Raw genomic sequence first — 26,778 nt, forward strand, 5'->3', positions numbered from 1 at the left:
CACCCTTGGGAGATCGCAATATCAGTACCCCTGACAACAAACAGAACCGCAAGAATCAGGAAATCCGTGTGCCGCGCGTCCGCGTGATCGGCAGTGACGGAGAAATGATCGGCGTGTTGACGCGAGACGAAGCGTTGTCCATGGCCGAAGATGAAGGCCTGGACCTGGTCGAGATCCAGCCGCAGGCAGACCCGCCGGTGTGCAAGATCATGGACTTCGGCAAGTTCAAGTTCGAAGCCCAGAAGAAGGCCAGCGAGGCCAAGAAGAAGACCAAGCAGGTCGAGATCAAGGAAGTGAAGTTCCGTCCGGTTACGGACGAGGGCGACTACCAGATCAAGCTGCGCAAGATGCGCGGTTTCCTTGAAGAAGGCGACAAGATCAAGGTCAACATCCGTTTCCGTGGCCGTGAAATGAGCCACCAGGAACTGGGTCGCGAGATGGCCAGCCGGATCGAGGGTGATCTGGGCGAGGACATCGTCATCGAATCCCGTCCGCGCCTGGAAGGGCGTCAGATGGTGATGATGATCGCGCCGAAGAAGAAGACCTGAGGCCTGACGGGCTGCCTCGCGGGGCGCCTGGCGGCTGAATGGATGAAGGTGAAGGGGCGCCGCTGGCGTCCTTTTGCTTTTCCGGGTCCGGCACAGTCGGGTTACGGATGAAAAGCTGTATGGGGCTGGTTACAGGGCGGTTTTGCCTGTATCATGCCCGGCTCGACCCACCCAGGACGGGTCGTACGCCGATCATGGCAGGACGGAAAGAGCGGCCCAGGCCGCCGCCAGATCAGTCAGAAACCAGGGTCATATCCCATCAAGGACATTGCAATGCCCAAGATCAAGACCAACCGGGCGGCGGCCAAGCGTTTCCGCAAGACTGCCTCGGGCAAGTACAAGTGCGGCCACGCCAACCGTAGCCACATCCTCACGAAGAAAGCGACCAAGCGTAAGCGTAACCTGCGTCAGACGAATCACGTCCGCGCAGAAGACGCAGGCCGTCTGGACCGCATGCTCCCTTACCTCTGAGGAACTGAAAAATGGCACGAGTTAAGCGTGGCGTACAGGCGCGTCGCCGCCACAAGAAAATCCTTGATCTGGCGAAGGGCTACTACAATGCCCGTCGCAAGGTCTTCCGCGTCGCCAAGCAGGCGGTCATCAAGGCACAGCAGTACGCCTACATCGGCCGTAAGCAGAAGAAGCGCAACTTCCGTTCGCTGTGGATCACCCGCATCAACGCGGCTGCCCGCATCAACGGCCTGAGCTACAGCCGTTTCATGAACGGCCTGCTGAAGGCTGGCATCACCCTGGACCGTAAGGTTCTGGCTGACATCGCCGTGCACGACGCAGCTGGCTTTGCTGCACTGGCCGAAAAGGCCAAGGGCGCACTGGCGGCATAAGTCCTTCCCGATGCCGTTGCCGTTCACGGAGAACGGTGTCAGGTAGAGGCAATGCATGGGGAAGGGCGCAAGTCCTTCCCCATTCTTTTTTGTGCCGGGCGCCGCCGTGCAGATGGCGGGCGACCGGCAAGCGGTTGCGACGGCGCGGCCCTTCGTGCATCGCGATGGCAGACCGACTGGAGTTCCGGCTACCCATGAGCGACATCCAATCCCTCACTTCCCAGGCGCTGGCCGATGTGGCCGCCGCGCAGAGCCCGGACGCGCTGGAACAGCTGCGCGTGGCCCTGCTTGGCAAGAGCGGCAGCATCACCTCGCAGCTCAAGCAGCTCGGTGCGCTGCCGGCCGACGAACGCAAGGCGGCCGGTGAGGCCATCAACCAGGCCCGCGACGCGCTGAGCAGCGCGCTGGGCGAGCGCAAGGCAGTGCTGGAAGATGCCGCACTCGATGCGCGCCTCGCCGCCGAGGCGATCGACATCACGCTGCCGGGCCGCAGTGGCGAACGCGCCGGCCTGCACCCGATCACCCGCACCCTCGAGCGCATCACAGGCATCTTCGGCCGGCTGGGCTACGAGTTGTCCGAAGGGCCGGAGATCGAGGACGACTGGCACAACTTCGAGGCGCTGAACTTCCCGCCGCACCATCCGGCGCGTGCCATGCATGACACGTTCTACTTCGGTGACGGTCGCCTGCTGCGCACGCATACCTCCGGTGTGCAGGTGCGTTACATGGGCGAACACCAGCCGCCGCTGCGCATGATCGCCGCCGGCAAGGTCTATCGCAGCGACAGCGACCAGACCCATTCGCCGATGTTCCACCAGGTCGAAGGCCTGCTGGTTGACGAGCACTCGACCTTCGCCGACCTGAAGGGCACGTTGTCCGAGTTCGTGCGCGCGTTCTTCGAGCGTGATTTCGAGATGCGCTTCCGCCCCAGCTACTTCCCGTTCGTCGAACCCGGCGCGGAAGTGGACATCGCCTGGCAGCAGCCCGATGGCAGCACCCGCTGGCTGGAAGTGCTCGGCTGCGGCATGGTTCACCCGAACGTGCTGCGCAACGTCGGCATCGATCCGGAGCGCTACACCGGCTTTGCCTTCGGCTTGGGCGTGGAGCGTTTTGCGATGCTGCGCTACGGCGTCAACGACCTGCGTGCGTTCTTCGAGAACGACGTGCGGTTCCTGAAGCAGTTCGCGTAAGCCACAGCCATGTCGTGCCGGGCCATGTCCGGCTGCACTTGAATCCGAAGCCCAGGCGCATGCGCCGGGCCCACCAGGGTGACCCCATGAAATTCTCCGAAAACTGGCTGCGCAGCCACGTCCCGACCACTGCCTCGCGCGATGAGCTCAGCGCGGTGCTGACCGCCATCGGCCTGGAAGTGGAAGAGGTGACCGCGCTCGGCGATGGCCTGCAGCACGTGGTCGTGGCCCGTATCGTCGAAGCCGAACGCCATCCCGAAGCCGACCGCCTGCAGGTGTGCAAGGTTGATGCGGGGCAGGCCGAGCTGCTGCAGATCGTCTGTGGTGCGCCGAATGCGCGCCCGGGCCTGGTCGCGCCGCTGGCGATGGTCGGTGCGCAGATCGGTGAATTGAAGATCAAGCCGGCCAAACTGCGCGGCGTTGAATCCAACGGGATGCTGTGCTCGGCCAAGGAGCTGGGCCTGGACAACGACGCCTCCGGTTTGCTGGAACTGCCGGATGACGCGCCGGTCGGCCAGACCCTGGTGGAGTACCTCGGCCTGCCGGACGCCAGCATCGAGATCAAGCTGACCCCCAACCGCGCCGACTGCTTCAGCATCCGCGGCATCGCCTATGACGTTGCTGCAGCCACGCGCAGTGAAGTACTGGATTTCATCGCAGAGCCGATCGCTGCCCACGGCAGCCGCGAGCTGGTGATCCAGCTCGACGCAGGTGCCGAAGCGCCGCGCTATCTCGGTCGTGTCATCGAAGGTGTCAACGCTGCGGCGAAGACTCCGTTGTGGATGGCCGAGCGCCTGCGCCGCAGTGGCGTGCGCCCTGTGTCGCTGCTGGTCGACATCACCCAGTACGTGATGCTCGAGCTGGGCCAGCCGATGCACGCCTACGATCTGGGCACCCTGCAGGGCACGATCGGTGTGCGTCGTTCGCGCGCCGGCGAAAACCTGAAGCTGCTGGACGGCCGTGATGCTGCGCTGGATGACAGCTTCCTGGTGGTCACCGACGCTGATCGCGCGGTCGGCCTGGCCGGCCTGATGGGCGGCTTCGATACGCGCGTTACCGATGCCACTACTGCCGTGTTCCTGGAAGCGGCGCACTTCGCGCCCGCCGCGATCATGGGCCGTGGCCGCAAGCTGGGCCTGCATACCGATGCCGGCCACCGCTTCGAGCGTGGCGTCGACCCGGCGCTGCCGCGTACCGCCATCGAATACGCCACCCGCCTGGTGCTGGACCTGGCCGGTGGTACCCCGGCGCCGGTGACCGAGGCGGTACATGCGGCCGACCTGCCGCAGCCGGCGACGATCCTGCTGCGCCGCGCGCGCATCACCCGCGTGCTGGGCATCACCATCGAAGACGCCGAAGTCGAGCGCATCCTGCGCGCGCTGGGCATGCAGGTGGTGGTCGCTGGCGAAGGCTGGCAGGTCACCGCGCCGAGCCGCCGCTTCGACATCGCCATCGAAGAAGACCTGATCGAGGAGCTGGCCCGGATCCACGGTTACGAGCAGATCCCGACCACGCTGCCGGGTGGTGCATCGCGTGTTGCGATGCCGACCGAGACCCAGCTGGACACGCTCAGCGTGCGCCGCCAGCTGGTTGCCCGCGACCTGCAGGAAACCGTCAATTTCGCCTTCGTCGACGACGCACTGCTGAGCCAGTGGCAGCTGCGCGACAACCTGGTGCCGCTGGCCAACCCGCTGTCGGCCGAGCTGGCGGTGATGCGCCCGGCGCTGCTGCCGGGCCTGGTCGCTACCCTGGGCCGCAACGCCGCCCGCCAGCTGGGCCGCGTGCGCCTGTTCGAAATCGGCCGGGTGTTCGCCCAGCAGGCCGGTGACGCGTCGCTCGGCGAAAGCCGGCCGGCACCGCTGGAAACCTCGCGCGTGGCCGCTGCGGTCTGCGGTGAAGCGCAGGCGGTGCAGTGGGGCCTGCCGACCCGCAAGGTTGATTTCCATGACCTGAAGGGCGACCTGGAATCGCTGGCCGCTGCCAGTGGCGCGGTGCTGGAGTTCCGCCCGTCCACCCGTGCCTACGGCCATCCGGTGCGTTCGGCCGAAGTCTTCCGCGACGGCGTGGCGATCGGCTGGATCGGTCAGATCCACCCGCGCCTGGCCAAGGCGATGGACATCGACGTGGACGTGTACGCCTTCGAGCTGGATCTGGAAGCGCTGTCCGCCCGTGCGCTGCCGCGCGCCGGTGAACTGTCGCGCCACCCGGCGGTGCGTCGCGACCTGGCCTTCCTGGTGCCTGAACAGGTGGCCTGGAGTGACCTGGCCGCGACCATCCGCCAGGCTGCCGGCCCGTTGCTGCGCGAGCTGAACCTGTTCGACCGCTACGTCGGCCAGGGCGTCGAGCCGGGATTCAAGAGTCTCGCTATGGGCTTGATTTTGCAGGACAAGTCGCGCACTCTGACGGACCGCGACGTGGAAGCGGTAGTGGCCGAGGCGGTCACTGCCATCGAGCGTGAACACCACGCCCGGATCCGCGGCTGAGCGGGCAGCACTCGGGGGTAGCAGGCAATGGCATTGACCAAGGCGGAGATGGCGGAAAAGCTGTTCGACGAAGTCGGTCTGAACAAGCGGGAAGCCAAGGAATTCGTCGACGCGTTCTTCGATGTGCTGCGTGAAGCATTGGAACAGGGACGTCAGGTGAAGCTGTCGGGCTTTGGCAATTTCGACCTGCGGCGCAAGAACCAGCGCCCGGGTCGCAACCCCAAGACCGGCGAGGAAATTCCGATTTCCGCCCGTACGGTGGTCACCTTCCGTCCGGGCCAGAAGCTCAAGGAGAGGGTGGAAGCTTATGCTGGATCCGGGCAGTAACCGCGAACTTCCGCCGATTCCGGCCAAGCGCTACTTCACCATCGGTGAAGTCAGCGAACTGTGCGACGTCAAGCCGCACGTGCTGCGCTACTGGGAAACCGAGTTTCCCAGTCTCGAGCCGGCCAAGCGCCGTGGCAACCGTCGTTACTACCAGCGCCACGATGTGCTGATGGTGCGGCAGATCCGCAGCCTGTTGTACGAACAGGGCTACACCATCGGTGGCGCGCGCCTGCGCCTGGATGGTCCGGATGCGCGCGAGGAATCGGCCTTGAGCAACCAGATCATCAAGCAGGTGCGGATGGAACTGGAAGAAGTGCTGCAACTGCTGCGTCGCTGACCCATTTCCGCCGTAATCCGCTATACTTCACGGCCCGCCGCACTGGCGGGCACATCGCAGCATCAGTCGGGGCGTAGCGCAGCCTGGTAGCGCATCTGCCTGGGGGGCAGAGGGTCGTCGGTTCGAATCCGGCCGTCCCGACCACTGTGATGAAACAGACAAGCCTGCGCAGCGATGCGTGGGCTTTTTTGTTGCGGCGTTGTATCCTGCGCGCACTCGTACTACCGCGGCTGCTGAACCCGGTACCCACGAGAACACGATCATGGAAACGCAAAGGAACCGCGCCTGGAGGCGCTCGCAGTCGCGCCATCACGGTGGCGACCACACGGCACCGCTGCCGATCTTCAAGCCGGAAAAGAACTGGAAGCTGATGTATACGCGGGGCGAAAAGCTGCTGCGGGCGCGCCAGCTGGGTTTCACCTATCCGGTCCTCAGCCCGCGGCAACTGCTGGATCAGGAATGTTGAACCTGTTGTTTGTCTGCAGCCGCAACCAGCTGCGCAGCCCCACCGCCGAAGCGATGTGGCAGCGCCGGCCGGGTATCAGTGCGCGCTCGGCTGGCACCAGCCCGCATGCGCGCCGGCCCATCAGCCCAGCGGATATCCGCTGGGCTGATGTCATCTTCGTGATGGAGCCCAAGCACCAGCATCGGCTGCAGGCGAATTTCGCGCGCCTGCTTGAACACACGCCGCTGCACTGCCTGGATATCCCCGACGACTATCGCTGCATGGATCCGGCGCTGATGGCGCTGCTGGAAGCGAAGGTCGCCCCTTACCTCACATCGTCAGTGGCGAAGCGGTAGATCAGCTCCGGATCGCCTTCGTCGAGGCCGTGCACGATCCCGCACCTTACGAAGCCAGCGGCTGCCAGCAGCCGCTGCATGCTGGTATTGGACTGGTTGGTCGAGCTGAAAAGTCGGGTGCCCGCGCTGATCGACGTGGCATGCAGAAGCAACGCACGGCCGATGCCGTGTCTGCGCAGCGGTGCGGCTACCATCAGCATCTCGATGAAGGCTTCACCGAAGAAGTGCCGATGCTGGACCCGGTAGCCGGCCAGCGTGCCATCGAGCTCGGCAACGTGCATGTGGCCGTCCACCAGCCACTGGCCGATCTGCACGGCACGGCGTGGGTCATCGGCCGCAACGCTATCCAGCGCGATCAGTGCTGGAAGATCCGTGCACGCAGCCATGCGTACCCGAAGTGCTGGAGACTGCAGGGTCATCGCCGACGGCTGCGTAGCAGCAATCCGCTGCCGCTGACCAGGCAGGCCAGAAGCGTGAGCAGCGACAGCGGCAGGTGGAATTCATCGCGACCGGCCGCAGCGAAGCCGGCATGGATGAGGGCGGTGCCGATACCCAGCACGCCGCACAACAACGCGTAGCGGCGCGCAGAGCCCAGGCCGAGCACCACCTGGCGATAACCGTGCAGCAGTACGCCGATGGCAAGCAGGTTGAACAGCAGGAATCCCTGGATGCCGCCGGGCACCTGGAACATCCGCCATTCCTGCCAGAACGCGGCATCGATCTGATGCAGCAGCAAGGACATCATCGTTGCCAGATACCAGCGTTCCATGCGGTGTTTCCTGCTGTGAGAGCCTCATTCTAGCGAGGATGGGCGCGCAGCCATCGCACTCAGTAGACGCGGAATTCGGCGCGGCAGCCGTCGCTGACCCATACACCTCGTCGGTCCCAGCCCCAGTTGCGGTCCTCGGTGCAGGTGGTGACCGACTTCTGCTTGACCAGCCGCACGTCATGACGGACGCGGATGCGGCACTGCTTCTCCTTGTTTTCGTAGGATTCGCAGACCAGGCGCTCGCCATCGCGATCACGGTCATGGTCACGGTCACGGTCACGTCCGGGCCAACGGCCTCGCCCACGCTCTTCGGCGACGAATTCGGCGCGACAGCCGTCGGTAACCCACAGCATGCCGCGGCGCTGTCCCCAGTTGTCGTCTTCCACGCATCGCGTCACCGACAGCTGCCGCGCCAGTCGCGCGCGTCCTTCGAACGGGCACTGCTGGGTCTTGTTGAAGTGTGATTCGCAGGTCGTGCGCGGTGACGATTCGCTGTCGTAATCCTGGGCCGAGACGGTGGTTGCGGCCAGCAGCAGGGCAAGCGCAGAACCGCCCAGGGGCAGTAGCAGGCGAAGGCTCATTGAAACCTCGGGTTGGGAATGGGACGCAAGAATGGCGCACGTGCGGCGCTCTGCGACGACCGGGGCCCGCGCTGGCTCAGGACGGATTTATAAGTGTCCGGCAGCGCATGCAGGGCGTTACATCCCGTATCATCCCCGGCACATCCGATTGCATCGGTTTACAGTTTTTTACACGTTCCAGCGCTTTCGAATGCGACCTTCGGGCCTCGTCCGTGGCTGCTGGCGCGGGTGCGGACAAGGATGTGCGGACCACGACGACCACAGGGGGTTGCGTTGATCAGCAGTATCGTCATTCATCGGTCGGCCGGCACAGGCGCGGTCGAAGTGCAGGTCCTGGACACGACGTTCAAGGGCAAGCGTGTTTTTGTTGCCTGGGGCCTGCGTGGCCTGGAATTGACCCGCCAAGCCGAGCCGGAAGATACGGCAGCGGCCCGGCGTGCCTTGCGGATGGTTTCGCGCCAGGCCGACGGACCGCGCAGCAGTGAGATTTTCATCGCCAGCCAATTTGGCGTGGCGATCAGCGTCTATCGGATGCTGACCGAAGCCCGCAGCGGCGACGCCGTGTTCTTCCTGTGCGATTCGCCACCGGTGGTGGAATGGCTGGTCACCTCGCTGGAAGTGCAGCCCGAACCGACCGCGTGACCGGGTGCAGGGCGATGTGCGTCATGCCAACGCCGCGTCTACCGCCGCGCGCGCATGCAGGGTCGTGGTGTCGAACAGCGGCACCGGGCTGTCTTCGGCACGTACCAGCAGCATGATCTCGGTACAACCCAGGATGATCGCTTCTGCACCGCGGGCAACCAGGCGTTCGATCACCTCGACGTACACCTGCCGTGATCGTTCGTTGACCACGCCGGCGATCAACTCCTGGTAGATGATCGCGTGTACATCGCGGCGGTCGTCGGCCTCCGGAACCAATACGTCCAGGCCGAAGCGCTCGCTCAGCCGCCCACGGTAGAAGTCTTCCTCCATGGTGAAGGCCGTGCCGAGCAGGCCCACACGCTGCAGACCGGCCTGCACGATCGCCGTGACGGTCGGGTCGGCGATGTGCAGCAGGGGCAGCGGGCAGGCCGCCTCGATCTCACCAACGAGCTTGTGCATGGTGTTGGTACAGATCAGCAGCAGTTCGGCGCCTCCGGCCTGCAGCCGCTGGGCCGCATCGACCATCTCGTTGCCCAGGGCATCCCAGTCGCCGTCGTGCTGAAGCTGCTTGATGCGGGCGAAATCCAGCGACCACATCAGCAACTGCGCCGAGTGCGCGCCGCCCAGCCGCGCGCGTACCTCTTCGTTGATGAGGCGGTAGTACTGCGCCGAACTTTCCCAGCTCATGCCACCGATCAGGCCAAGCGTCTTCATGTGTGTCTCCATGCCGGGGAGTGCCATTGCAGCACAACCGGGGCCAGGCTGCTGCGCGCGAGCTTGGCCGGGGCGCACAATTGCAGATGGGCCCGTCGCGAACGCTGCCGACACGCCTGATCGGCGCGATAATGGGCCACGACAGGCAGAGGGCAGGGCGATGGGCGAATGCTGTGGCTGCGGCAAGACGCTGGATGTGGCGGCCATGCAGGCGCGCCACCGGCGTGTGCTGTGGATCGTGCTGCTGATCAACCTGGCAACCTTCCTGATGATGGTCGGCGCGTCGTGGTACAGCCACTCGTCCGCGCTGCTGTCCGGTGCGCTGGACAACCTGGGTGACGCCGCCACCTACCTGCTGAGCCTGCTGGTGGTGGGTGCCGGCGTGGCGGCCAAGGCGCGGGTTGCGCTGTTCAAGGGCGTGCTGATCCTGGCGGCGGCGGTGGCAGTGGCGGTACAGATCGGATGGCGGCTGGCGCATCCGCAGGTTCCCCTGTTCGAAAGCATGGGCCTGGCCGCGCTGCTGAATCTTGCCGCGAACGGTTTCTGCCTGTGGCTGCTGACGCCGTATCGCAATGACGACGTGAACCTGGCATCGGCCTGGGAATGCGCGCGCAACGACATCTTCGAGGGCGTTGCGGTGGTGCTGGCCGCGGGTCTGGTGGCGCTGTTTGGTGCCGGTTGGCCGGACCTGCTGGTCGCGGTCGCGCTGCTGGTCGTGTTCCTGCGCTCGGCGCTGCGGGTGCTGCGCATCGCGATGGCCGAACTGCGCGCGTCGCGTGTTGCCAGCGGCTGAGCCGCAGCCGCTGTAACCGTCGAATCGACCCTGGACTGTGCATGGTGGTGACAGCCGCTGCGCACTATCCTTGCAGGGAATATTCCGGTGGACGAAGTGATGGCCCTGCATACCTGGTGGTGGTTCCTGGCGACGGTGTTCGTGCTGTGTGGCACGCCGGGTCCGAACATGCTGCACATCCTGGGACGCAGTGTCGGCCTGGGCTTCCGTCGCAGCGTGCCCGCCATGGCCGGTTGCCTGCTGGCGATGCTGCTGGTGCTTGCGGCGTCCGCGGCCGGCCTGAGCGCGGTGTTGCGCTCGTCGCCGATGCTGTTCGATGTGCTGCGCTATCTGGGTGTGGCCTACCTGGCCTGGTTGGGCATCAAGGCCTGGCGGGACAGCTACCGGCAGGCGCCGGTGGCGACAGACGTCGATGCAGCGCTGGCACCGGTGCATGGTGCCTGGGCAGTGTTCCGTGGTGGTCTGCTGGTGGGGTTGAGCAATCCCAAGCTGCTGCTGTTCGCCGCCGCGTTCCTGCCGCAGTTCGTCGACCCCGCGCGTGGCCAGGCCATGCAGTACACGGTGCTGGTGGCTACCTTCGCCACCTGCGAACTGTTCTGGTACGTGATGTACGCGGCGGGTGGACATGGGCTGCGCCGTTGGCTGGCAAAGCCCTTTGCGCAACGCTGGTTCGAACGCCTGGTCGGCAGCGTGTTTCTCGCCTTCGCAGTGGCGCTGCTGCGCTTCCGGCCGCGTTGAGCCGCATCGTTTCACGCCGCGCCTGCGACCTGTTCACGCGTGTGGCATCGCGGCCTGCCTAACCTGATCGCACCTTCAGTATTCCCGTCAGGGAGAGGATCGACATGATCAAGTGGGCCATCATTTTCGCCATCATCGGCCTGATCGCCGGTGCGCTGGGTTTCGGCGGTATTGCCGGCGCCGCAGTGGGTATCGCCAAGTTCCTGTTCTGGGCCGGCATCATCATTGCGGTTGTACTGTTCGTGCTCGGCATGACCGTCGCGAAGAAGGTCGCTTAGCGCCGCAGTTGCAGTTCGTGCAGTGGCGCGCTCAATGCGCGCTGCTGTGCGAGAACAGGTTGATGACCAGCACGCCGGCACAGATCAGGCCGATGCCGATCAGTGCCGGTGCATCCAGGCGCTGCTTGAACACCAGCAGGCCGATCAGCGAGATCAGCACGATGCCGACGCCGGACCAGATGGCATAGGCAATGCCGGTGGGGATCGACTTCATCGTCAGCGACAGCAGGTAGAAGCACACACCGTAACCGGCGAGCGCGCCCAGCGTCGGGCCGAGGCGGGTCATCCCTTCCGATGCCTTGAGCAGGGAGGTGGCGATCACTTCCAGCACGATTGCGCCGGCCAGGTAGAAATAGGGGTTCATCGCAGTCTCCCGCTCATGCCGGTTCGCACAGCTTCAGTGCCTCCAGGGCCATGGCCTGGGCGTTCTGGCGTTCGTTTTCGTCCAAGGGTCGCCCATAGGCGGTGGCCCAGTAACCATCGGCAACGCAACGCGCGGCGTACAGCCGCGGATCGCAGGCTTCATCCGGAAACTCGGCCAGCATGCCGCGCAGCCACGTTCGCCAGTACACCAGCAATGCCGGCTCCAGCATGTTGCCCATGGTGAGCCCGATGTCGTTGATCTGCTCCTGCTGCAGCAGATGTTCGAAATTCACCTGCACATAGGCACGGCTGAAGCCGCCATGGCGGGGAGGAGACTGTCGCAGCACCTCGCGCACTCTGTCCTCGAAGTCGGCGATGAGCGAGGTCAGCGTCGCCTCGACCAGGTCCTGCTTGCTGCCGAAATGATGGAACAGCGCGCCCTTGCTGACGCCGGCCGCGTCGGCGACGTCCTGCACGGTGAGGGCCGCCAGCCCATTCTGGCCGATGGTATGGGCGGTCGCGTGCAGCAGCGCCTGGCGCACGCTGTCGGGCGCCTTGCGGCGGGAGCGGGGAGGGGATTCTGGCATGGGGGACGAAACCGACTGGACGGTATGATTGTAGCGCGGGGGCGATGCGCCCGACGCGCACGATCAGTTCAGCAGGTCACTGCAGATAGAACGCGATGCCGGTGCCGAGCTGCAGGTCGGGGCTGTTGCGATTGAGGCCGAGATCGAAAGAGGCATCCAGCTGTACGTTCGGCCGCAGCATCCAGGTCAGGCCTGCGCCGGCGATGGCCTGGTCGGGTTGCTGCCTGGCGTGGGTAAAGCCGGCTTCGAGATAGGTGCCCAGCCGCTCGGTCACGTTCAGCGCGAGAGTCGGCGACCAGGTCGTGCTGCGCTGGCCTGCGCCGCGCTGATGGCTGCCATACAGCGCACCGCTCCAGCGGTCGTTGAAGGTGTGTTCGACGCTGGCGCCCAGCGCGTACTGGCGGCCATCGCTGAAGGCGGCATCGCCACGTGCGATCACACCACTTGCCAGCAGCGCCCAGGCCGTGCGCTCGGTACTGCCGGGACCTGCCCATTTCACTCCGACGGTGCTGTCGCCGGCGCCGCGCTGCTGCGTGCGTGGCATGTCAGGGCCACGTTCGCGCTGGCGCTGCCACGGTGTGGACGCCAACTGCAGTTCCCAGCCCGGCGCCAACCCGGTGCGCAGCAGCAGGTCGCTCGACAGCGATGTGGTACGCAGGCCGTCGCGATCACGATCACGTTGATAGCTGGGCAGGCCCACTTCGACGGCAAGGCCGCCACGCGGCACCGTGTCAGTGCCGAAGCCGATGCCGGGACGGTCGAAGCTGGGAGGTTCTGCGGCCAGCACCGGGGTGCTGGCCAGCGACAGGACGATCAACAGGGTGTGGCGCATGCGGGCTCCGTCTCGCAGGGATGCTCCAGCATGCGCGGCGATGCCGTGCGCGCGGTGTGAGCCGCGCCGTTCAGTCGCCGATGCGGGCGAAGCGTGCCTGCGGGCCGTGCTCGCCGGGCACCTGCTCAACGAACATCGGATAGGGCCGCACCCACAGGCCGCCTTCACCGTACAGGGCGCGATAGAGCACCATCGGCTGCAGCGTTTCACTGCTGCGGACGATGTCGATCACCTCATACTCGCCACCTTTGAAGTGGCGGTAGCGGCCAGGCGTCAGCGCGGGCAGTGGGGTCAGGTCGGTCATTGGCAGCATCCGTTACCTGCGCGCCGGCGTTGCCGGGGTGGCGCAGTAGGCGTCGATGGCTTCGGCAGTGTTGGCCAGGCCCTGCGCTTGCGCCAGTTCCCACGGGCGCTCGCAGCGCTGGCTGCGCTCGCACCACTGATAGCCGGCCGAACCGATGCATCCGTGTACATCGCGGTCGCCACCAACCACGGGCGTGGCGGTGTCATGGGTGACCGGTTTTTCCGGGCTGGCGCACGCAGCCAGGGCCAGCAGCGGGATCAGGAACAGGACTTTCATGGGTGCGGCTTCGTGCCGTAAACCGACAGTTTGTTCGGTCCCCGCAGCAGCGGCAAGCATCGCTGGCCAATCCTCAACTCAGCGATGCGCGGACCAGTTCCTCGATCAATACCACGTAGCTGGCGGCAAAATAGAACTTCAGCAGCGTCGAACGCTGCAGTGGAAGCGAGGTGCGCATGTGGAAGGGGCCCCTGTTGATGACGGTAGTGTGAAGCGCGCCTGACTTCGTGACAAGGGTCACGGAATGGATTTCCTAAATGGCCTCAGGGATGTGATGGGCGGCGCTTTCTGAGGTGCCGGTAGGGAGTTTTCGGATAAATCCGATAGGTCTTCCCCGGGGCGCTGGCTAGGCTGGTCGGGCATCGGAGATCGGCTTTGCGCCGGTCCCGGATTTCCCAGAAACGCAGGAGCCCACCATGGTCATCACTGTCCAATGCACCGCCCAGCGCTGGTCCATCCTGGATCCGCAGACACGCGCGACCGAAGAGTTCAGCACCGGTGCGGCCGCCTTCGACGCTGCTGCCTCGCGGGCCAGCGAACATCACTGCCGTACCGGCCAGCACAGCACCGTGCGCGTGGAAGCACTGGGCACGGCGGTCGACGCGCTGCACTTCGGCCGCTGAGCCGCCGCAGCCGCAGCCGCAGTCAGTTGCGGTTGGGTTGGTTGAATGGGGGAAAAACCGCCGTCGCGGCTCCCTCTGTGCGCCACGCCCGGAATCCCCGATGCTTGCCTCCACCGTATTCACCTGGAGACGAGGGATGGGCAAGGGACTCACTTGGCGCACCGTGGCGTGCACCCTGTTGCCGATGATGGCTGCCGCTGGCGGCGTGCAGGCGCAGAACTATGGCTACGACGATCGCTACGATGATCGTGGCGGCAATGGCATCGTGCGCTGCGAATCGATCAAGAACCGCAGCAACGAGTGTCGGCTGGAAGGGCGCGCGCGCATGATCCGCCAGTTGTCCGGCTCCCCCTGTGTGGAAGGTGAGACCTGGGGCCAGTCCCGTTACGGTGTCTGGGTTACCCAAGGCTGCCGTGCCGAATTCGTCGGTGAATACCGGCGACCGGGCGGTGGCGGCGGTGGTTGGGGCGGCGGTGGTGGCAACGGCTGGGGCGGAAGCCAGTGGGGTGGTGGCGGCCAGGTGATTGCCTGCCATTCCAATGACCGGCGCCAGCAGTACTGCGATGCACAGGTTCGTCGCGGTGTGCGTCTGGTACGGCAGGAATCGCGCAGTGCCTGCATCGAAGGCCAGAGCTGGGGCTGGGACCGCCGTGGTATCTGGGTCAGCAACGGCTGCAGGGCCCAGTTCCAGGTGAATTGAGAGGCCGACGCAATCGGCTCAAGATCAGAGAAATCTGATAGCGATCACACTTCTTTCCTCGTATTGTCGACTCCCGGGACGCCTTGCGCGTCCCGGTTCGCACTGGCCATCCCTGTCGCGCCTGGTGCGGTCATTCTCTCGTCGTCGATACGCTGTTCAAGGAGTGAGCAACGCATGTTGATCCGACTGCAATGTGAGCAGCGCCAATGGCGCGTGCTGCACCCGGACAAGCCGGAACCGATCGAGTTCCGCGATGGCGTTCGTGCCTTTGACTTCGCCGAAACCCTGGCCCGCCTGCATTTCACTGATACCGGTCAGCGTGCGTCGGTGCGGGTGGAGTCCAGCGGGGCATTCGTCGAAGCGATCAGCTACGGCTGACAGCGCCGTTCGCCGGCAGGGACTGCGGCATCCACGCATGGCGTGGATCTACTTTTACCCTGGTAGATCCACGCCATGCGTGGATGTGTTTCTACGCCACCAGCACCCTGGTAGATCCACGCCATGCGTGGATGTGTTTCTACGCCACCAGCACCCTGGTAGATCCACGCCATGCGTGGATGAGGGGCCTGAGGAGCCACGCATGACGTGGCCCATACCTCCGCGGTTTCTCAGCCCGCCGCGCTCAGCGGCGGGTTACCAGCGGCCAGTTGCGGCCAGCGCTTGAGCAGGGCCGCACGGATGCCTGCGGCATCGATGCCGGCCTCGGCCAGCAGGTCCTCGCGGCTGGCGTGATGCTGGAAGGCATCGGGCAGGCCCAGGTGCAGGATCGGACGCAGCACGTCCTCTGCATTGAGCAGTTCGGCCACGGCCGAACCGGCGCCGCCCGCCACCACGTTGTCTTCGATCGTCACCAGTGCCTCGTGCTGGCTGGCCATGGCCAGTACCAGTTCGCGATCCAGTGGCTTGATGAAACGCATGTTGACCACGCTCAGGCCCAGTTCGCGGCCGACCTGTTCGGCGGCGGCGACGGCGCTGCCGAAGGCGAGCAGGGCGACGCGGTTGCCCTGCAGGCGCAGCTCGCCCTTGCCGATCGGCAGGGTCGACAGATCGCTGCCGGCATCCACGCCGGTACCGCTGCCGCGCGGGTAACGCACCGCAGCCGGGCCGGGGTGCTGCAGGCCGGTGCTGAGCATCTGCCGGCACTCGGCTTCGTTGGACGGGGCCATCACCACCATGTTCGGCACGCAGCGCAGGAAGCTGAGGTCGAGGTTGCCGGCGTGGGTTGCACCATCGGGGCCGACGACGCCGGCTCGATCGATCGCGAACAGCACATCCAGATCCTGGATGGCCACATCGTGCACCAACTGGTCGTACGCGCGCTGCAGGAAGGTGGAATAGATCGCCACCACCGGCTTGCCGCCCTGGGTGGCCATGCCTGCGGCCAGGGTCACCGCGTGCTGCTCTGCGATGGCCACGTCGAAGTAACGCTGCGGATATTCCCTGCTGAAGCGCACCAGGCCCGAGCCTTCGCGCATCGCCGGGGTGATGCCATACAGGCGCGGCTCGGCCGCGGCGGCGTCACACAGCCAGTCGCCAAACACGTCGGTGTAGGTGGGCTTCTTCGCGCCGGTCTTGGCCACCAGGCCCTTGTCCGGATCGAACGGCCCCACCGCGTGGTAACCGATCTGGTCACCTTCGGCCGGCTCGTAGCCCTTGCCCTTGGTGGTCATGACATGCAGCAGCTTCGGGCCCTTGGAGGCACGCAGCGTCTTCAGCGCGGACAGCAGCGCCGGCAGGTCATGGCCGTCGATCGGGCCGGTGTAATGGAAGCCCATTTCCTCGAACATCGTGGACGGCACGAACATGCCCTTCCAGTGCTCTTCCCAGCGCTTCACGAAACGGGCGGGGTTGTTCTTCTTGTCGCCGAGGATCTTCTTGCCGCCTTCGCGCAGCGCATTGAGCGTGCGGCTGCCGGTGGCGCGGCCGAGCATCTTGGTCAGCCCGCCCACTGCCTCGGAGATCGACATGTTGTTGTCGTTGAGGATCACCAGCAGGTTTGGTTCCGGCTCCATGCCACCGGCGTGCATCAGCGCTTCGAACGCCATGCCGGCGGTCATCGCGCCGTCGCCGATCACGGCCACGACCTTGCGGTCGTCACCTTCGGTCTGGCGCGCGATGGCCATGCCCAGCGCTGCCGAGATCGAGGTCGAGGAGTGGCCAACACCGAAGGTGTCGTATTCGCTCTCTTCGCGCTTGGGGAACGGCGCGACGCCGTCCTTCTGCTTGACGGTGTGGATCTCGTCGCGGCGACCGGTGAGGATCTTGTGCGGATACGTCTGGTGGCCGACGTCCCAGACCAGCTGGTCGATCGGGGTCTGGTACAGGTAGTGCAGGGCCACGGTGAGCTCGATCACGCCCAGGCCGGCGGCGAAATGGCCGCCGCTTTTGCCAACCGATTCGATCAGGTAGGCACGCAGTTCATCGGCAACCGCCGTCAGTTCGGATTCGTCGAACGTGCGCAGGTCATCCGGTGTCTGGATACGCGCGAGGCGGGGGTAGCGGGCAGAGTCGATCATCATGTTCGCACTTGTTCTGAACGCCCATTTTCGCCCTCAAACGGGGGTGGGGCAAGCAAACGCCGCCGTCCGTGACAGGACGGTGAGGGTTGCATTCCCGGCAGTTCAGGTGCAGAGCTTGGAACGCTTGGGCAGCTGGGCCCTCAGGAACGCCATCTGGTCGGCCAGGATGTTGCGGTTGGACAGGATCAGGTGCTCGATCCAGCTCGGCCGGTAGGGCACCGCCAGCAGCGGCATGCCGGCCTGTTGCGGGGTGCGGTCGCTCTTGCGCGAATTGCAGTGGAAGCAGGCGGTGACTACGTTTTCCCAGGTATCCAGGCCGCCTTTGGACAAGGGCATGACGTGGTCGCGGGTGAGGGTCGGGCGTCCGAACTGCTGGCCGCAGTAAAGACAGAGATGGGCATCGCGGGCGAACAGGGCTGGGTTGGTCAGGTTCGGTGTCGGGTCCAGCGCACGTGAGCGGGCATGGCCGCGCGCGGCGATGATCGGGTGCAGGTCCATCCCGCTCTGCATGCCACTGCGACGATTTGTCCCACCGTGGATGTGCAGGCAGGGGTCGCCGAGGGTCCAGGCGACGGCATCGCGGGCGTAGAGGCAGGCTGCGTCCTGCCAGGTGATCCAGTCCAGGACCCGCCCGTGACCATCAAGTGAGAGCAACCGGACCGTGCCGGGGCGATGCAGCGTCGTGGCGTTGGGCGATGCTTCGGCGCCCGGAGCAGAAAACGGAGCTCCGGCTTCGATCAGACCCAAGCGTGTAGTGTCTGTCTCCATCGGGAAAACAGCTTATACCTGAATGTTGACGATTTGTGTATCGCCCAGCGGGCGATACACAAATCGTCAACATTCAGGTCCGCGCATTCCACCTAATCCCCGCACCTGTCGGTGCGCCCCCTTTAACAAAAGGGGGCTTTTCTCCAGATGGATTTCGGGGGTTTCCATCCACGCGTGGCGTGGATCTACGTGTCGACCAAGGTCGACACCTACCAACAGCCGCGGGGAGTTGTCGAAGGCGGGGTGGGTCCGGTTGCGGGGGCGTGAGCGCCATGGATGGCGCGACCGAGGCTACAGGGACGTACTTGCGCCGCCCCCCGCAATTGGACCCACCCCGCCATCCCGCAGGAAACCAGCTGTTGCTGTTGCTCCAGCTGTTGCAGTTGCCGGCCAGCGGCCGGCACTACCGCGGGTGCCGGGCGCGGCCCGGCTCAGGCGCCGAAGCGTTCGTCGTCCATTGCCATCAGCGGTGCGGCACCCGCCTGGATGGCGGCGGCGTGGCTGAGGGTGCGCGGCAGCACGCGGGCAAAGTAGAAGCGCGCGGTCTCGCGCTTGCCTTGGGCGAATGCTGCGCCGTGCGCGCTGGCATCGGCGGCGGCAACGCTGCGCGCCCACCAGTAGGCCAGCACCACATACCCCGAATAGAACAGGTAGTCGTAGCTGGCTGCACCCAGTTCGTCCGGGCTGGCGGCCGAACGCTGCAGCACGTCCATCGTCAGTTTGCCCCACTCGGCGGCCTTGGCACGCAGGGGACTGATGAACTCGGCCAGGCTTTCGTTGCCTTCATTCGCCTTGGCGAACGCTTCGATCTCGGCCAGCATCAGCTTCAGGCCAGCGCCTTGGCTGGACGCGGTCTTGCGGCCGATCAGGTCCAGCGCCTGGATGCCGGTGGTGCCTTCATACAGCGTGGTGATGCGGGCATCGCGGGCCAGCTGTTCCATGCCGTGTTCGCGGATGTAGCCGTGGCCACCGAAACACTGCAGGGCGTTGTAGGTGTTCTCGATGCCCCATTCGGTCTGGCAGGCCTTCGAGATCGGGGTCAGGAAGCTCACCAGGGTGTCAGCGCGCTCGCGTTCGCCGGCATCTTCCGCATGGTGGGCGACGTCGATCAGGGTGGCGGCGTGCAGCGCCAGCAGGCGGCTGCCTTCCACCAGCGACTTGATGGTCAGCAGCATGCGACGCACGTCCGGATGCACCAGAATCGGGTCGGCCGGCTTGTCCGGGAACTTGGCGCCGCTGAGCGAACGCGACTGCAGGCGCTCGCGGCTGTACTTCAGCGCGTTCTGGTACGCGCGTTCGGACAGGCCGATGCCCTGCAGGCCGACACCCAGCCGTGCAGTGTTCATCATGGTGAACATCGCCTGCAGGCCCTTGTGCGGCTGGCCGACCAGGTAGCCCTGCGCGCCATCGAAATTCATCACGCAGGTGACCGAGCCCTTGATGCCCATCTTGTGCTCGATGGAGCCGCAGCGCAGCGCGTTGCGCTCGCCGACGTTGCCGTCGCGGTCGACCTTGAACTTCGGGGTGACGAACAGCGAGATGCCCTTGGCGCCCGGGGGAGCGTCGGGCAGCTTGGCCAGCACCAGGTGCACGATGTTGCCGGTCAGGTCGTGCTCGCCGGCGGTGATGAAGATCTTGGTGCCGGTGATCGAATAGCTGCCATCGGCGTTCGGCTCGGCCTTGGTCTTCAGCAGGCCCAGGTCGGTGCCGCAATGCGGTTCGGTGAGGCACATGGTGCCGGTCCAGCGCCCTTCGATCAGCGGCTTCAGGAAGGCCTCGTGCTGCCAGGCTTCGCCGTGCTGCTTCAGCGCTTCGATGGCGCCGTGCGACAGCAGCGGGAAGTTGCCCCAGGCGAGGTTGGCGGCGTTGATCATTTCATTGAGCGGCACGCCCAAGGTGTGCGGCAGGCCCTGGCCGCCCAGTTCCGGTGACGCGGTCAGGCCGGTCCAGCCGCCGTCGACGAACTGGTCGTAGGCCTGCTTGAAGCCGGGCGGGGTGGTTACTTCGCCGCTGGCCTGGTCGAGCACGCAGCCGATCTCGTCGCCCACGCTGTTGAGCGGGGCCAGTACGCTGGCGCTGAAGCGGCCGGCTTCTTCCAGCACGGCATCGACGACATCGGCGGTGGCGTCGGTGAAGCCAAGACGGGCAAACAGCGGCTCGACCTTCAGCACATCGTGCAGGCCGAAACGAAGGTCGGAAAGCGGGGCGGTGTAGCTGCTCATCGGGGCGTCTCGATTTGATCAGTAACAGGGGGAGCGGCGCGATGCGTCGCGGCGGAAAGCGGAGATCAGCGAAGTACGCCCGGCAGGCCCGGGGCCTGGTTCAGCGTGCTGCGGCTGTTGATGTCGAAGGTGCGCTGCTTCTTTTCCTGCGGCGTGGCCGACACCGTGCCCTTCAGGCTGTAGGCGAGGGTGCGGTTGCTGGCCAGTGCGTCGGCGATCACCAGGCGTGCGGCCGGGCTGGGCTTGAAGTTCACGTTGATGACATCGGCGGAGACGCCGCCGATGGAGATGCCCGGCTTGGCGGACAGGGGGCCGGCCTCGGTGTCGCCGATGGTCAAGGCCAGCGCGACGTCGTCGAAGCTCATCGGCATCGAACTGTAGTTCTGCAGACGCAGGGCGACGGTCCAGTCGCCATTGGCCTGCACCGTCAGCTGCTGCAGGCTCGCGGCCGGTTCCGAAACACGCTTGACGATGCCATCGCCGCAAGCGGCCAGGGCCAGGGTGCACAGGACGATCAAGACGGTACGGAAGCGGTGGAGCATGGGCGCAGGTCCTCTGAAGGCGGTGCGTGGAATAAGCATACTACGGCGTATGGTGGAATGGGTCGCCTGCGGCGACCGGCCACAGAGGGTAGCGCGTGAAGATGCACGCGAGGCGTGCGCGATGCCGGATTGCGGACGTAGCGTGCCCCGCTTGGGCGGCGCCTCAATCGGCGGGCGCGTCGCGCAGGGGCGCCATCATGCGCAGTGGTGCGAGGTCGTAGCCCATCGCTTCGGCCTTTGCCTTCAGCTGGTCGAACAGGGCGCGGTCCATCTCCGGCAGCCGCGCGAGGATCCACAGATACTTGTGGCCGGGTTCACCGACCATCGCCCACTGGTAGTCCGGGTCCAGCGCGATCACCCAGTAGTCGGCCCAGACCAGCGGCACCCAGCTCAGCCAGTCGGGCACGAAGCGCACCTGCAGCTGGCCAGGCTGTCCCGCAACGGGCCGCGCCACGCCTTCGGCGACAACCCGCTCGCCATCGGCCTTGCGGCAGGCATTGGTGACGCTGATGCGACCATCGCGGCGCAGCCCGTAGTTGGCGGTGATCTCGCCGACGCACTGCTTCTGGAACGACACCGGCAGATGTGCGATCTCGTGCCACTGCCCGGCGTAGCGATCGATGTCCAGTTCGTTGACAGCGCGCACGGGCTCGGCAGCGAGTGCCGGTGCGGCGAAAAGCAGCAGGCAGGTCAGTAAGGCAGGGCGCAGGCGCATTGATCGGCTCCGGGCAGGAGGATTGGAGCTTAGGCCAGCGGCGGCATGCCGGTGTAAAAGTTCCATGCGGCGCCGGATCGTGCCTGCCGCCGGCGGTCAGCTACGGGTCGAAGGCGCGTTGGCTGCGCTCGTCGCCATCGTAGGTAAGGGTACGTGTGTGCAACGTACCGTTGGACATGTCCCATCTGAAGGTGTCCATGCCGCCGCCGGTGCCCTTCGAATGCAGGCGCACCACGCCACGGGTGAGGTTGTCGGTCAGCAGCAGCTGGGCCGAGCCATCGGCGTCCACGCGCAGCCCGGCGCGGTCGCGCAAACGGGCATCCCCCATGCCCAGCGGGGCGTCCAGAGCGAGAGCAGTGCTGCCGTCGTCAAAAGTACTCAGGCCGCCGCGTTCGACACCACTGCGGTCGAAGATGAGCAGGCCCGCAGCGGGGCTGCGTCGATCGTCGTCGTCCGCATCCTGGCCGATCTGCACACGGACCACGCCGCGGTCATCGAGCACCTGCAGCCTTTGCGTGCTGATGCTGTCGGCGTGCAGCGGGGCGTTCCGCTGCAGCAGCAGCCAGCCAGTCATGCCCGCGAGCACCAGAAGCAGGGTGGCCAATGCGGCAACCAGGTACTGCAGGCGGCGCAATGACTGCTGCAGGCGGGGCAGGGCCAGGGTGTCGTCCATGTCATCAGTGCTCCATGCAGTGAACCGTGGACGGTACTACAGTGCCAGCGACAATGGATGTGCAAAAAAAAGACCTGCATTTCTGCAGGTCTTTGAACATGGTGGCCGAGGACGGAATCGAACCGCCGACACGGGGATTTTCAATCCCCTGCTCTACCAACTGAGCTACTCGGCCATGTAGAAAAAAAAGACCTGCATTTCTGCAGGTCTTCGAAAGTGGTGGCCGAGGACGGAATCGAACCGCCGACACGGGGATTTTCAATCCCCTGCTCTACCAACTGAGCTACTCGGCCACTTGTTTCGTTGCAGCGATGTCGCTGCCGAGGACGCGCATATTACGGACGTAGGACAGGTTCGGCAAGCGTTTTGGAAAAAAACCTTCACATTGGTGTCTGCGGCCGGCGGAAGGCCCTGCAAGTGGTTGATCCTGCGTTGAGCCGGCCTGACCGGGAATGCCGGAGGCGGAAAACAGCGGCCCGCCGCTGACGCCAAAGCTGACGGGGCAAGCGATACAGCGGCGGAGTGGGGAAGGTGCCAATGGAACGCTGTTTTCATGGCACCCACGAGGGCAGGGCACGGCGTACTGTCGCGGTTCCCTCCCCGACGCTGCCCGCAGCAGAGCCATTGGACATGTCCGATTCAACCACCCGCATCGTGCTTGCCTCGCGTCCGCAAGGTGCGCCGGTCGCCGCCAATTTCCGCCTCGAACAGGCGCCGCTGCCGGCGCTGGGCCCCGGCCAGGTGCTGTTGCGCAACCGCTACCTGTCGCTGGATCCGTACATGCGCGGACGCATGGACGATGGCCCGTCATACGCGCCGCCGGTGGCCGTGGATGCGGTGATGGAGGGCCAGACCGTGGCCGAAGTACTGCAGTCGCAGGCGCCTGGCCTGGCGGTGGGCGACCTGGTGCTGGCCCCTGGTGGTTGGCAGACCCATGCCGTGGTGGCGGGCGATGCGATCAGCCGGCGCCTGGATCCGGCCGGGCTGCCGCTGAGTACGGCATTGGGCGTGTATGGCATGCCGGGGTTCACCGCGTACTCCAGCCTGATCGAAATCGGCAAGCTGCAACCCGGTGAGACCCTGGTGGTCGCGGCTGCCAGTGGCCCGGTCGGTGCCACCGTGGCCCAGCTGGCCAAGCTGCAGGGTGCACGCGTGGTCGCCATCGCCGGTGGCGAGGCCAAGCGTGCGTACCTGGAAACACTGGGTGTGGACGTGGCGCTGGACCATCGCGCCTCCGATTTTGCAGCGCAGCTGCGTGCTGCCGTACCGGATGGCATTGACGTGTATTTCGAGAACGTGGGCGGGCATGTGCTCGACGCCGTATTGCCGCTGCTCAATGATTTCGCGCGCATTCCGGTGTGCGGCACCATCGCCACCTACAACGCCCGCGGCGTCGCGCAGCCTGGGCCGGATCGGCTGCCGGCGCTGTTCAGCCAGATCCTGCGCCAGCGCTTGACCGTGCGTGGCTTCATCGTCCACGACTTCAAGCATCTGTGGCCGGATTTCGAGCGCGACATGCCGCAGTGGCTGCGCGATGGGCGCATCCAGTACCGCGAAGACGTCGTGCAGGGGCTTGAGAATGCGCCGGAAGCCTTCTTTGGCCTGTTGCAGGGGCGCAACTTCGGCAAGCTGGTGGTGAAGCTGGATTGAGCGATTGCTTCATTGAGGGCACCGGAACGGAACCGGTGCCCTCAATCTTCGACGCGCGCCGTTCGTGGGCTTACGGGGCGAAACGCAGCTGTTTGGCGTCGCGGATCTGGATCTGGGTCTGGTAGTAGTACTTGTCGCTCTGCCGGCCGTTCGAATCGATGAAGGCGATGCGTACCCGACCCGCGGTACCGCGTGCCAGCACGCGCCGGTTCTGCAGCTGCTCGAGCTTCATGCCGAACGCCTTCTCCAGTTCCGGGCGCAGCGCGGCATCGATGTTGAGCGTGATGTTGAGTGGGTGGCGGTAATCACGCTCGCTGTTCAGGTAGATGCGCTCGCCTTCGGTACCGGTGGCCTGCACGGTCAGCACGAAAACACCGGAGATGCCGCGAGAGGGATCATCCTGCGCCGCGCGCACTGCTTCGTAGTTGCCGATATAGCCCGGTGGCGGCGCTGGTTGCCGGTCGAGGCGATGCGCGCAGCCAGTGGCGAGCAGCAGTGGGATCAACAGGGCAGACATCAGGGCAGGGCGATACATGGCGCATCCTTGTGCGAGGTGATCCGCGGATTGTGACCACGCGACGATGACGATCACAAGCACTGGAGGAGCGTGATGGCTGCACGCGCTGTTCGCAGGCAGCCGACCGCCGCATCACGCAGGCGCGGCTAGCGTTGTCTGCGTCACGCCGACCTGTTACCGGCGTTGTGGGAGCGATTCATGACCGAACATGACAAGAAGACCTCGAATGCACACGAAGGCGTGCAGGAAAGTCGCCAGGACCGGCAGCAGGAGGAAGTGGCCAAACAGCGTCCCGGCCAGCACGACCAGAAGGTGCGCGATGCACATTCGCGTGCACCCGTGCGCAAGGACGGTGGACAGGACCCGGCCTGAGCGGTTCGCCAAAACAGAAAGCCCCGGCAGTGCCGGGGCTTTCTGTTTTGCATATGGTGGAGCCAAGGAGGATCGAACTCCTGACCTCGTCATTGCGAACGACGCGCTCTCCCAGCTGAGCTATGGCCCCATGGGGTGGTATTGCATCCCGTGGGCAGCGGAGCTGGCGCCACGTGACGGGCCTAGCATAGCGCCGCCAGGCGCCGGCTGCCAAGGGGCACGCAGGGACGCAGCGGAATTGCCGCTACGCCCCTCTGCGGCCTTCGTTTCAGGGCAGCAGGGCCGCCGCCCGCTGGATCGCGATGTCGGTCGCAGCCGATACGCCATGCAGGTGGATGCAGGCGTGGATCATCCCCGGCAGGCGCTCCAGCGTGCAGTCCACGCCCGCCTCCCGCAGGTGCGCGGCGTACTGTTCAGCTTCGTCGCGCAGCGGGTCGAACTCACAGCTCAGTACCGTGGCCGCCGGCAGCCCGCGCAGATCTGGGGCGTGCAGGGGCGAAGCCAGCGCCTGCCGGCGGTCACCGTCGCCCAGGTAGGCCTGCCAGCAGCGCTGCATCAGTTCAGCGCTGAGGTAGTAGCCGTCGGCGAACTCGCAGTAGGTGCTGCTGGCCATGGTGGCATCCAGCGCCGGGTACAGCAGCAGTTGATGCGATGGCAGCGGCAGTCCCTGATCGCGTAGCAGCAGGCAGCACGCGGCAGCGAGATTGCCGCCAGCGCTGTCACCACCGATGACCAGGCGTGCTGGATCAAGACCCAGGTCTGCGGCATTGGCCTGCAGCCACAGCCAGGCGTCGGCGACGTCGTGCAGCGGCGTCGGGAACGGATGCTCCGGGGCCAGTCGATAGCCGACGGCAGCGATGACATGGCCGCTGGCATTGGCCAAGGCCCGGCAGGGGCCGTCATAGACCGCCAACGAACACTGGAACCAGCCACCGCCGTGGGCGAACAATAGGGCAGGGCGCGGTTCGGCGCTGTTGGTAGCGGGCGTGTACAGGCGCACGACCAGCGCATGGCCGTCGCGCGCGCTGACGACGTGCTCCACGACATGCGATACCGCCTCGGTGGCGCCCTGCAATGTGGGCAGCGCCTGCTCGCTGAGTGCGCGCAGTTCCAGCAGATCGTCTGGCAACGGTTGCGCCGCCACCGCATCGACGAACGACTGCAGCGCAGGTTCAAGCGGCATGACCAGCCTCCTGCAGGAACGGCAGCAGCTGGGCGAGGAACGCCTGCGGTGCTTCTTCCATGATGAAGTGGCCACAGCCCGGAACGACGCTGCCGCGCAGGTCATCGGCGTGCGGTTGCAGGGTCAGCATCGGGGCGTTGCCGGTGGCGTGCTCGGCGCCGATGGCCAGCACCGGCATCGTCAACCGGCGTTGTGCGCGGAGCTGGTTCTGGCGGATCGTTTCCGGAATCGCGCGGTACCAGGCAAACCCTGCACGCAACGCGCCGGGGCGGCTGTAGGCGGCGATGTAGGTTTCGCTGGCCACCGCATCGCGCCGGTACGACCAGCGGTCGAACATGAAGTCCAGGTAGGCGCGTTCGCGACCGGTGATGAGGGCCTCGGGCAGGTCGGCCACCTGGTTGAACATGAAGTGCCACAGGAAGATGTTGTCGGCCGGTGCGGCGAAGATGCCCGGCTCAGGCGCCAGCCCGGGAATCACCGCCTCGGTCACGGCCAGGCGCTGTACCGCCTGCGGCTGGTCGCTGGCCAGTGCATAGGCGATCCACATGCCGATGTCATGGCCGACCACGTGGTAGCGCTCGTGGCCGAGGGCCTGCATGGTCTGATGCAGTACCGCGGCGGCACTGCCGGTGTCGTAACCGTGCGCGGGACGATCGGATTCGCCGATGCCGGGCGGGTCGACCGCGATCGCTTCGAAACCGGCCTCGGCCAGCGCATGCAGCACGTGGCGCCAGGCATACCAGGTCTGCGGCCAGCCCGGGATCAACAGCACCGGCTGCCCGCTGCCAGCGGAGACGCAATGCACGCGCTGGCCGTCGATGCGCAGGTAGTGGTGGCGCAGGGTGTCGTCGCCGGGGGTACCAGCGGTGGGGATGTTCGTCATGGGAAT

At 65.6% G+C, this 26,778-nt stretch carries 36 protein-coding genes and 4 tRNA genes; 19 read left to right on the forward strand and 21 right to left on the reverse strand.

Translation table 11 applies throughout. The features are described 5' to 3' along the window. The first annotated feature begins 5 nt into the window (after nucleotides 1-5). From infC to QOL57_RS13290, 10 genes are all read left to right on the forward strand, one after another. Nucleotides 6-548, forward strand: a complete 543-nt coding sequence (gene infC, locus QOL57_RS13245; RefSeq protein WP_089236282.1) for a translation initiation factor IF-3 — start codon at nucleotides 6-8, stop codon at nucleotides 546-548. 273 nt (nucleotides 549-821) lie between these two features. Beyond that, nucleotides 822-1,019, forward strand: coding sequence for a 50S ribosomal protein L35 (rpmI, locus tag QOL57_RS13250; RefSeq protein ID WP_002811096.1), 198 nt, complete (start codon nucleotides 822-824; stop codon nucleotides 1,017-1,019). 11 nt (nucleotides 1,020-1,030) lie between these two features. After that, nucleotides 1,031-1,390: a 50S ribosomal protein L20 gene (rplT, locus tag QOL57_RS13255; protein ID WP_005410435.1), complete on the forward strand. Its 360-nt coding sequence runs from the start codon at nucleotides 1,031-1,033 to the stop codon at nucleotides 1,388-1,390. 194 nt (nucleotides 1,391-1,584) lie between these two features. After that, nucleotides 1,585-2,580: a phenylalanine--tRNA ligase subunit alpha gene (gene pheS, locus QOL57_RS13260; protein WP_089236281.1), complete on the forward strand. Its 996-nt coding sequence runs from the start codon at nucleotides 1,585-1,587 to the stop codon at nucleotides 2,578-2,580. 86 nt (nucleotides 2,581-2,666) lie between these two features. Further along, nucleotides 2,667-5,063 carry a phenylalanine--tRNA ligase subunit beta gene (gene pheT, locus QOL57_RS13265; RefSeq protein WP_089238025.1) on the forward strand — a complete coding sequence of 799 codons (2,397 nt, stop codon included), beginning with the start codon at nucleotides 2,667-2,669 and terminating at the stop codon, nucleotides 5,061-5,063. 27 nt (nucleotides 5,064-5,090) lie between these two features. Beyond that, the gene (locus QOL57_RS13270) at nucleotides 5,091-5,390 is read left to right on the forward strand and encodes an integration host factor subunit alpha (protein ID WP_005410432.1); all 300 of its coding nucleotides are present in this window, start codon (nucleotides 5,091-5,093) and stop codon (nucleotides 5,388-5,390) included. After that, the gene (locus QOL57_RS13275; RefSeq protein ID WP_005410431.1) at nucleotides 5,371-5,727 is read left to right on the forward strand and encodes a MerR family transcriptional regulator; all 357 of its coding nucleotides are present in this window, start codon (nucleotides 5,371-5,373) and stop codon (nucleotides 5,725-5,727) included. The genes QOL57_RS13270 and QOL57_RS13275 overlap by 20 nt, the downstream gene beginning before the upstream one ends. A gap of 67 nt (nucleotides 5,728-5,794) precedes the next feature. Further along, a tRNA-Pro gene (locus tag QOL57_RS13280) sits at nucleotides 5,795-5,871 on the forward strand. Nucleotides 5,872-5,989: 118 nt separating this feature from the next. After that, nucleotides 5,990-6,193, forward strand: a complete 204-nt coding sequence (locus tag QOL57_RS13285) for a hypothetical protein (protein WP_089236280.1) — start codon at nucleotides 5,990-5,992, stop codon at nucleotides 6,191-6,193. Next, nucleotides 6,187-6,528: a phosphotyrosine protein phosphatase gene (locus QOL57_RS13290; RefSeq protein WP_025876304.1), complete on the forward strand. Its 342-nt coding sequence runs from the start codon at nucleotides 6,187-6,189 to the stop codon at nucleotides 6,526-6,528. The genes QOL57_RS13285 and QOL57_RS13290 overlap by 7 nt, the downstream gene beginning before the upstream one ends. Here QOL57_RS13290 and QOL57_RS13295 read toward each other — a convergent pair. From QOL57_RS13295 to QOL57_RS13305, 3 genes are read right to left on the reverse strand one after another with little or no spacing between them, the layout of a single operon-like run. After that, on the reverse strand, nucleotides 6,498-6,914 hold the full coding sequence (locus tag QOL57_RS13295) for a GNAT family N-acetyltransferase (protein ID WP_244900643.1): 417 nt from the start codon (nucleotides 6,912-6,914) through the stop codon (nucleotides 6,498-6,500). The two genes, QOL57_RS13290 and QOL57_RS13295, sit on opposite strands and share 31 nt — an antisense overlap. 29 nt (nucleotides 6,915-6,943) lie before the next feature. Beyond that, nucleotides 6,944-7,297, reverse strand: coding sequence for a DUF6713 family protein (locus tag QOL57_RS13300; protein WP_089236278.1), 354 nt, complete (start codon nucleotides 7,295-7,297; stop codon nucleotides 6,944-6,946). A gap of 59 nt (nucleotides 7,298-7,356) precedes the next feature. After that, the gene (locus QOL57_RS13305; RefSeq protein WP_089236277.1) at nucleotides 7,357-7,878 is read right to left on the reverse strand and encodes a DUF3011 domain-containing protein; all 522 of its coding nucleotides are present in this window, start codon (nucleotides 7,876-7,878) and stop codon (nucleotides 7,357-7,359) included. A gap of 273 nt (nucleotides 7,879-8,151) precedes the next feature. On the opposite strand from QOL57_RS13305, the gene QOL57_RS13310 reads away from it, so the two are divergent. Next, nucleotides 8,152-8,520, forward strand: coding sequence for a hypothetical protein (locus tag QOL57_RS13310; protein ID WP_244900641.1), 369 nt, complete (start codon nucleotides 8,152-8,154; stop codon nucleotides 8,518-8,520). A gap of 21 nt (nucleotides 8,521-8,541) precedes the next feature. Here the strand turns inward: QOL57_RS13310 and QOL57_RS13315 are convergent, their stop codons facing one another. Next, nucleotides 8,542-9,234, reverse strand: coding sequence for an aspartate/glutamate racemase family protein (locus QOL57_RS13315; RefSeq protein ID WP_089236275.1), 693 nt, complete (start codon nucleotides 9,232-9,234; stop codon nucleotides 8,542-8,544). A gap of 160 nt (nucleotides 9,235-9,394) precedes the next feature. Here QOL57_RS13315 and QOL57_RS13320 point away from each other — a divergent pair, with 160 nt between their 5' ends. The 3 genes from QOL57_RS13320 to QOL57_RS13330 all read left to right on the forward strand — a co-directional run bounded on the left by QOL57_RS13320 (nucleotide 9,395) and on the right by QOL57_RS13330 (nucleotide 11,043). Next, entirely contained in the window at nucleotides 9,395-10,027 is a 633-nt protein-coding gene (locus QOL57_RS13320) for a cation transporter (protein ID WP_089236274.1), read from the forward strand. 99 nt (nucleotides 10,028-10,126) lie between these two features. Beyond that, nucleotides 10,127-10,765: a LysE family translocator gene (locus QOL57_RS13325; protein WP_089238023.1), complete on the forward strand. Its 639-nt coding sequence runs from the start codon at nucleotides 10,127-10,129 to the stop codon at nucleotides 10,763-10,765. Between the two features lie 104 nt (nucleotides 10,766-10,869). Continuing rightward, nucleotides 10,870-11,043 (forward strand): DUF1328 domain-containing protein, encoded by a 174-nt coding sequence (locus tag QOL57_RS13330; protein ID WP_025876319.1) that lies wholly within the window; start codon nucleotides 10,870-10,872, stop codon nucleotides 11,041-11,043. 31 nt (nucleotides 11,044-11,074) lie between these two features. On the opposite strand, the gene QOL57_RS13335 is transcribed toward QOL57_RS13330, so the two are convergent. The 5 genes from QOL57_RS13335 to QOL57_RS13355 all read right to left on the reverse strand — a co-directional run bounded on the left by QOL57_RS13335 (nucleotide 11,075) and on the right by QOL57_RS13355 (nucleotide 13,405). Beyond that, on the reverse strand, nucleotides 11,075-11,407 hold the full coding sequence (locus QOL57_RS13335) for an SMR family transporter (RefSeq protein WP_089236273.1): 333 nt from the start codon (nucleotides 11,405-11,407) through the stop codon (nucleotides 11,075-11,077). 13 nt (nucleotides 11,408-11,420) lie between these two features. After that, entirely contained in the window at nucleotides 11,421-11,993 is a 573-nt protein-coding gene (locus QOL57_RS13340; protein WP_089236272.1) for a TetR/AcrR family transcriptional regulator, read from the reverse strand. Nucleotides 11,994-12,069: 76 nt separating this feature from the next. After that, nucleotides 12,070-12,825 carry a transporter gene (locus tag QOL57_RS13345; RefSeq protein WP_089236271.1) on the reverse strand — a complete coding sequence of 252 codons (756 nt, stop codon included), beginning with the start codon at nucleotides 12,823-12,825 and terminating at the stop codon, nucleotides 12,070-12,072. A gap of 70 nt (nucleotides 12,826-12,895) precedes the next feature. Further along, complete coding sequence (locus tag QOL57_RS13350; RefSeq protein ID WP_089236270.1) at nucleotides 12,896-13,129, reverse strand: DUF1653 domain-containing protein; 234 nt, start codon at nucleotides 13,127-13,129, stop codon at nucleotides 12,896-12,898. 12 nt (nucleotides 13,130-13,141) lie between these two features. Beyond that, nucleotides 13,142-13,405 carry a hypothetical protein gene (locus QOL57_RS13355; RefSeq protein WP_089236269.1) on the reverse strand — a complete coding sequence of 88 codons (264 nt, stop codon included), beginning with the start codon at nucleotides 13,403-13,405 and terminating at the stop codon, nucleotides 13,142-13,144. Between the two features lie 416 nt (nucleotides 13,406-13,821). On the opposite strand from QOL57_RS13355, the gene QOL57_RS13360 reads away from it, so the two are divergent. From QOL57_RS13360 to QOL57_RS13370, 3 genes are all read left to right on the forward strand, one after another. Continuing rightward, nucleotides 13,822-14,028: a hypothetical protein gene (locus tag QOL57_RS13360; RefSeq protein ID WP_089236267.1), complete on the forward strand. Its 207-nt coding sequence runs from the start codon at nucleotides 13,822-13,824 to the stop codon at nucleotides 14,026-14,028. Nucleotides 14,029-14,164: 136 nt separating this feature from the next. Beyond that, on the forward strand, nucleotides 14,165-14,728 hold the full coding sequence (locus QOL57_RS13365; protein WP_089236266.1) for a DUF3011 domain-containing protein: 564 nt from the start codon (nucleotides 14,165-14,167) through the stop codon (nucleotides 14,726-14,728). 174 nt (nucleotides 14,729-14,902) lie between these two features. Beyond that, on the forward strand, nucleotides 14,903-15,106 hold the full coding sequence (locus QOL57_RS13370; RefSeq protein ID WP_032978640.1) for a hypothetical protein: 204 nt from the start codon (nucleotides 14,903-14,905) through the stop codon (nucleotides 15,104-15,106). Between the two features lie 230 nt (nucleotides 15,107-15,336). Here the strand turns inward: QOL57_RS13370 and dxs are convergent, their stop codons facing one another. The 8 genes from dxs to QOL57_RS13410 form a co-directional block, all read right to left on the reverse strand. Next, nucleotides 15,337-17,244, reverse strand: coding sequence for a 1-deoxy-D-xylulose-5-phosphate synthase (gene dxs / locus QOL57_RS13375; RefSeq protein ID WP_089238021.1), 1,908 nt, complete (start codon nucleotides 17,242-17,244; stop codon nucleotides 15,337-15,339). Between the two features lie 105 nt (nucleotides 17,245-17,349). Further along, nucleotides 17,350-18,015 (reverse strand): HNH endonuclease, encoded by a 666-nt coding sequence (locus QOL57_RS13380; RefSeq protein ID WP_025876340.1) that lies wholly within the window; start codon nucleotides 18,013-18,015, stop codon nucleotides 17,350-17,352. Between the two features lie 431 nt (nucleotides 18,016-18,446). Continuing rightward, nucleotides 18,447-20,237 (reverse strand): acyl-CoA dehydrogenase C-terminal domain-containing protein, encoded by a 1,791-nt coding sequence (locus QOL57_RS13385; protein WP_089236265.1) that lies wholly within the window; start codon nucleotides 20,235-20,237, stop codon nucleotides 18,447-18,449. 65 nt (nucleotides 20,238-20,302) lie between these two features. Then, the gene (locus tag QOL57_RS13390) at nucleotides 20,303-20,779 is read right to left on the reverse strand and encodes an LEA type 2 family protein (protein ID WP_089236264.1); all 477 of its coding nucleotides are present in this window, start codon (nucleotides 20,777-20,779) and stop codon (nucleotides 20,303-20,305) included. 163 nt (nucleotides 20,780-20,942) lie between these two features. Further along, complete coding sequence (locus QOL57_RS13395) at nucleotides 20,943-21,494, reverse strand: lipocalin family protein (protein ID WP_089236263.1); 552 nt, start codon at nucleotides 21,492-21,494, stop codon at nucleotides 20,943-20,945. A gap of 100 nt (nucleotides 21,495-21,594) precedes the next feature. After that, nucleotides 21,595-22,167, reverse strand: a complete 573-nt coding sequence (locus tag QOL57_RS13400; protein ID WP_089236262.1) for a hypothetical protein — start codon at nucleotides 22,165-22,167, stop codon at nucleotides 21,595-21,597. Nucleotides 22,168-22,266: 99 nt separating this feature from the next. After that, nucleotides 22,267-22,342: transfer RNA gene (locus QOL57_RS13405), tRNA-Phe, on the reverse strand. A gap of 42 nt (nucleotides 22,343-22,384) precedes the next feature. Continuing rightward, nucleotides 22,385-22,460: transfer RNA gene (locus tag QOL57_RS13410), tRNA-Phe, on the reverse strand. A gap of 337 nt (nucleotides 22,461-22,797) precedes the next feature. On the opposite strand from QOL57_RS13410, the gene QOL57_RS13415 reads away from it, so the two are divergent. Next, on the forward strand, nucleotides 22,798-23,817 hold the full coding sequence (locus tag QOL57_RS13415; RefSeq protein ID WP_089236261.1) for an NADP-dependent oxidoreductase: 1,020 nt from the start codon (nucleotides 22,798-22,800) through the stop codon (nucleotides 23,815-23,817). A 70-nt stretch (nucleotides 23,818-23,887) separates the two neighbouring features. On the opposite strand, the gene QOL57_RS13420 is transcribed toward QOL57_RS13415, so the two are convergent. Beyond that, complete coding sequence (locus QOL57_RS13420; RefSeq protein ID WP_089236260.1) at nucleotides 23,888-24,352, reverse strand: hypothetical protein; 465 nt, start codon at nucleotides 24,350-24,352, stop codon at nucleotides 23,888-23,890. 180 nt (nucleotides 24,353-24,532) lie between these two features. On the opposite strand from QOL57_RS13420, the gene QOL57_RS13425 reads away from it, so the two are divergent. Then, entirely contained in the window at nucleotides 24,533-24,706 is a 174-nt protein-coding gene (locus tag QOL57_RS13425; RefSeq protein WP_176429826.1) for a hypothetical protein, read from the forward strand. Nucleotides 24,707-24,760: 54 nt separating this feature from the next. On the opposite strand, the gene QOL57_RS13430 is transcribed toward QOL57_RS13425, so the two are convergent. The 3 genes from QOL57_RS13430 to QOL57_RS13440 form a co-directional block, all read right to left on the reverse strand. Further along, nucleotides 24,761-24,836: transfer RNA gene (locus QOL57_RS13430), tRNA-Ala, on the reverse strand. A 138-nt stretch (nucleotides 24,837-24,974) separates the two neighbouring features. Continuing rightward, nucleotides 24,975-25,889, reverse strand: a complete 915-nt coding sequence (locus QOL57_RS13435; protein ID WP_089236259.1) for an alpha/beta hydrolase — start codon at nucleotides 25,887-25,889, stop codon at nucleotides 24,975-24,977. Next, nucleotides 25,879-26,772 (reverse strand): alpha/beta hydrolase, encoded by an 894-nt coding sequence (locus tag QOL57_RS13440; RefSeq protein WP_089236258.1) that lies wholly within the window; start codon nucleotides 26,770-26,772, stop codon nucleotides 25,879-25,881. The genes QOL57_RS13435 and QOL57_RS13440 overlap by 11 nt, the downstream gene beginning before the upstream one ends. Nucleotides 26,773-26,778: the final 6 nt, after the last annotated feature.

Source organism: Stenotrophomonas sp. yr243 (assembly GCF_900184195.1).
Lineage (GTDB): Bacteria > Pseudomonadota > Gammaproteobacteria > Xanthomonadales > Xanthomonadaceae > Stenotrophomonas > Stenotrophomonas lactitubi.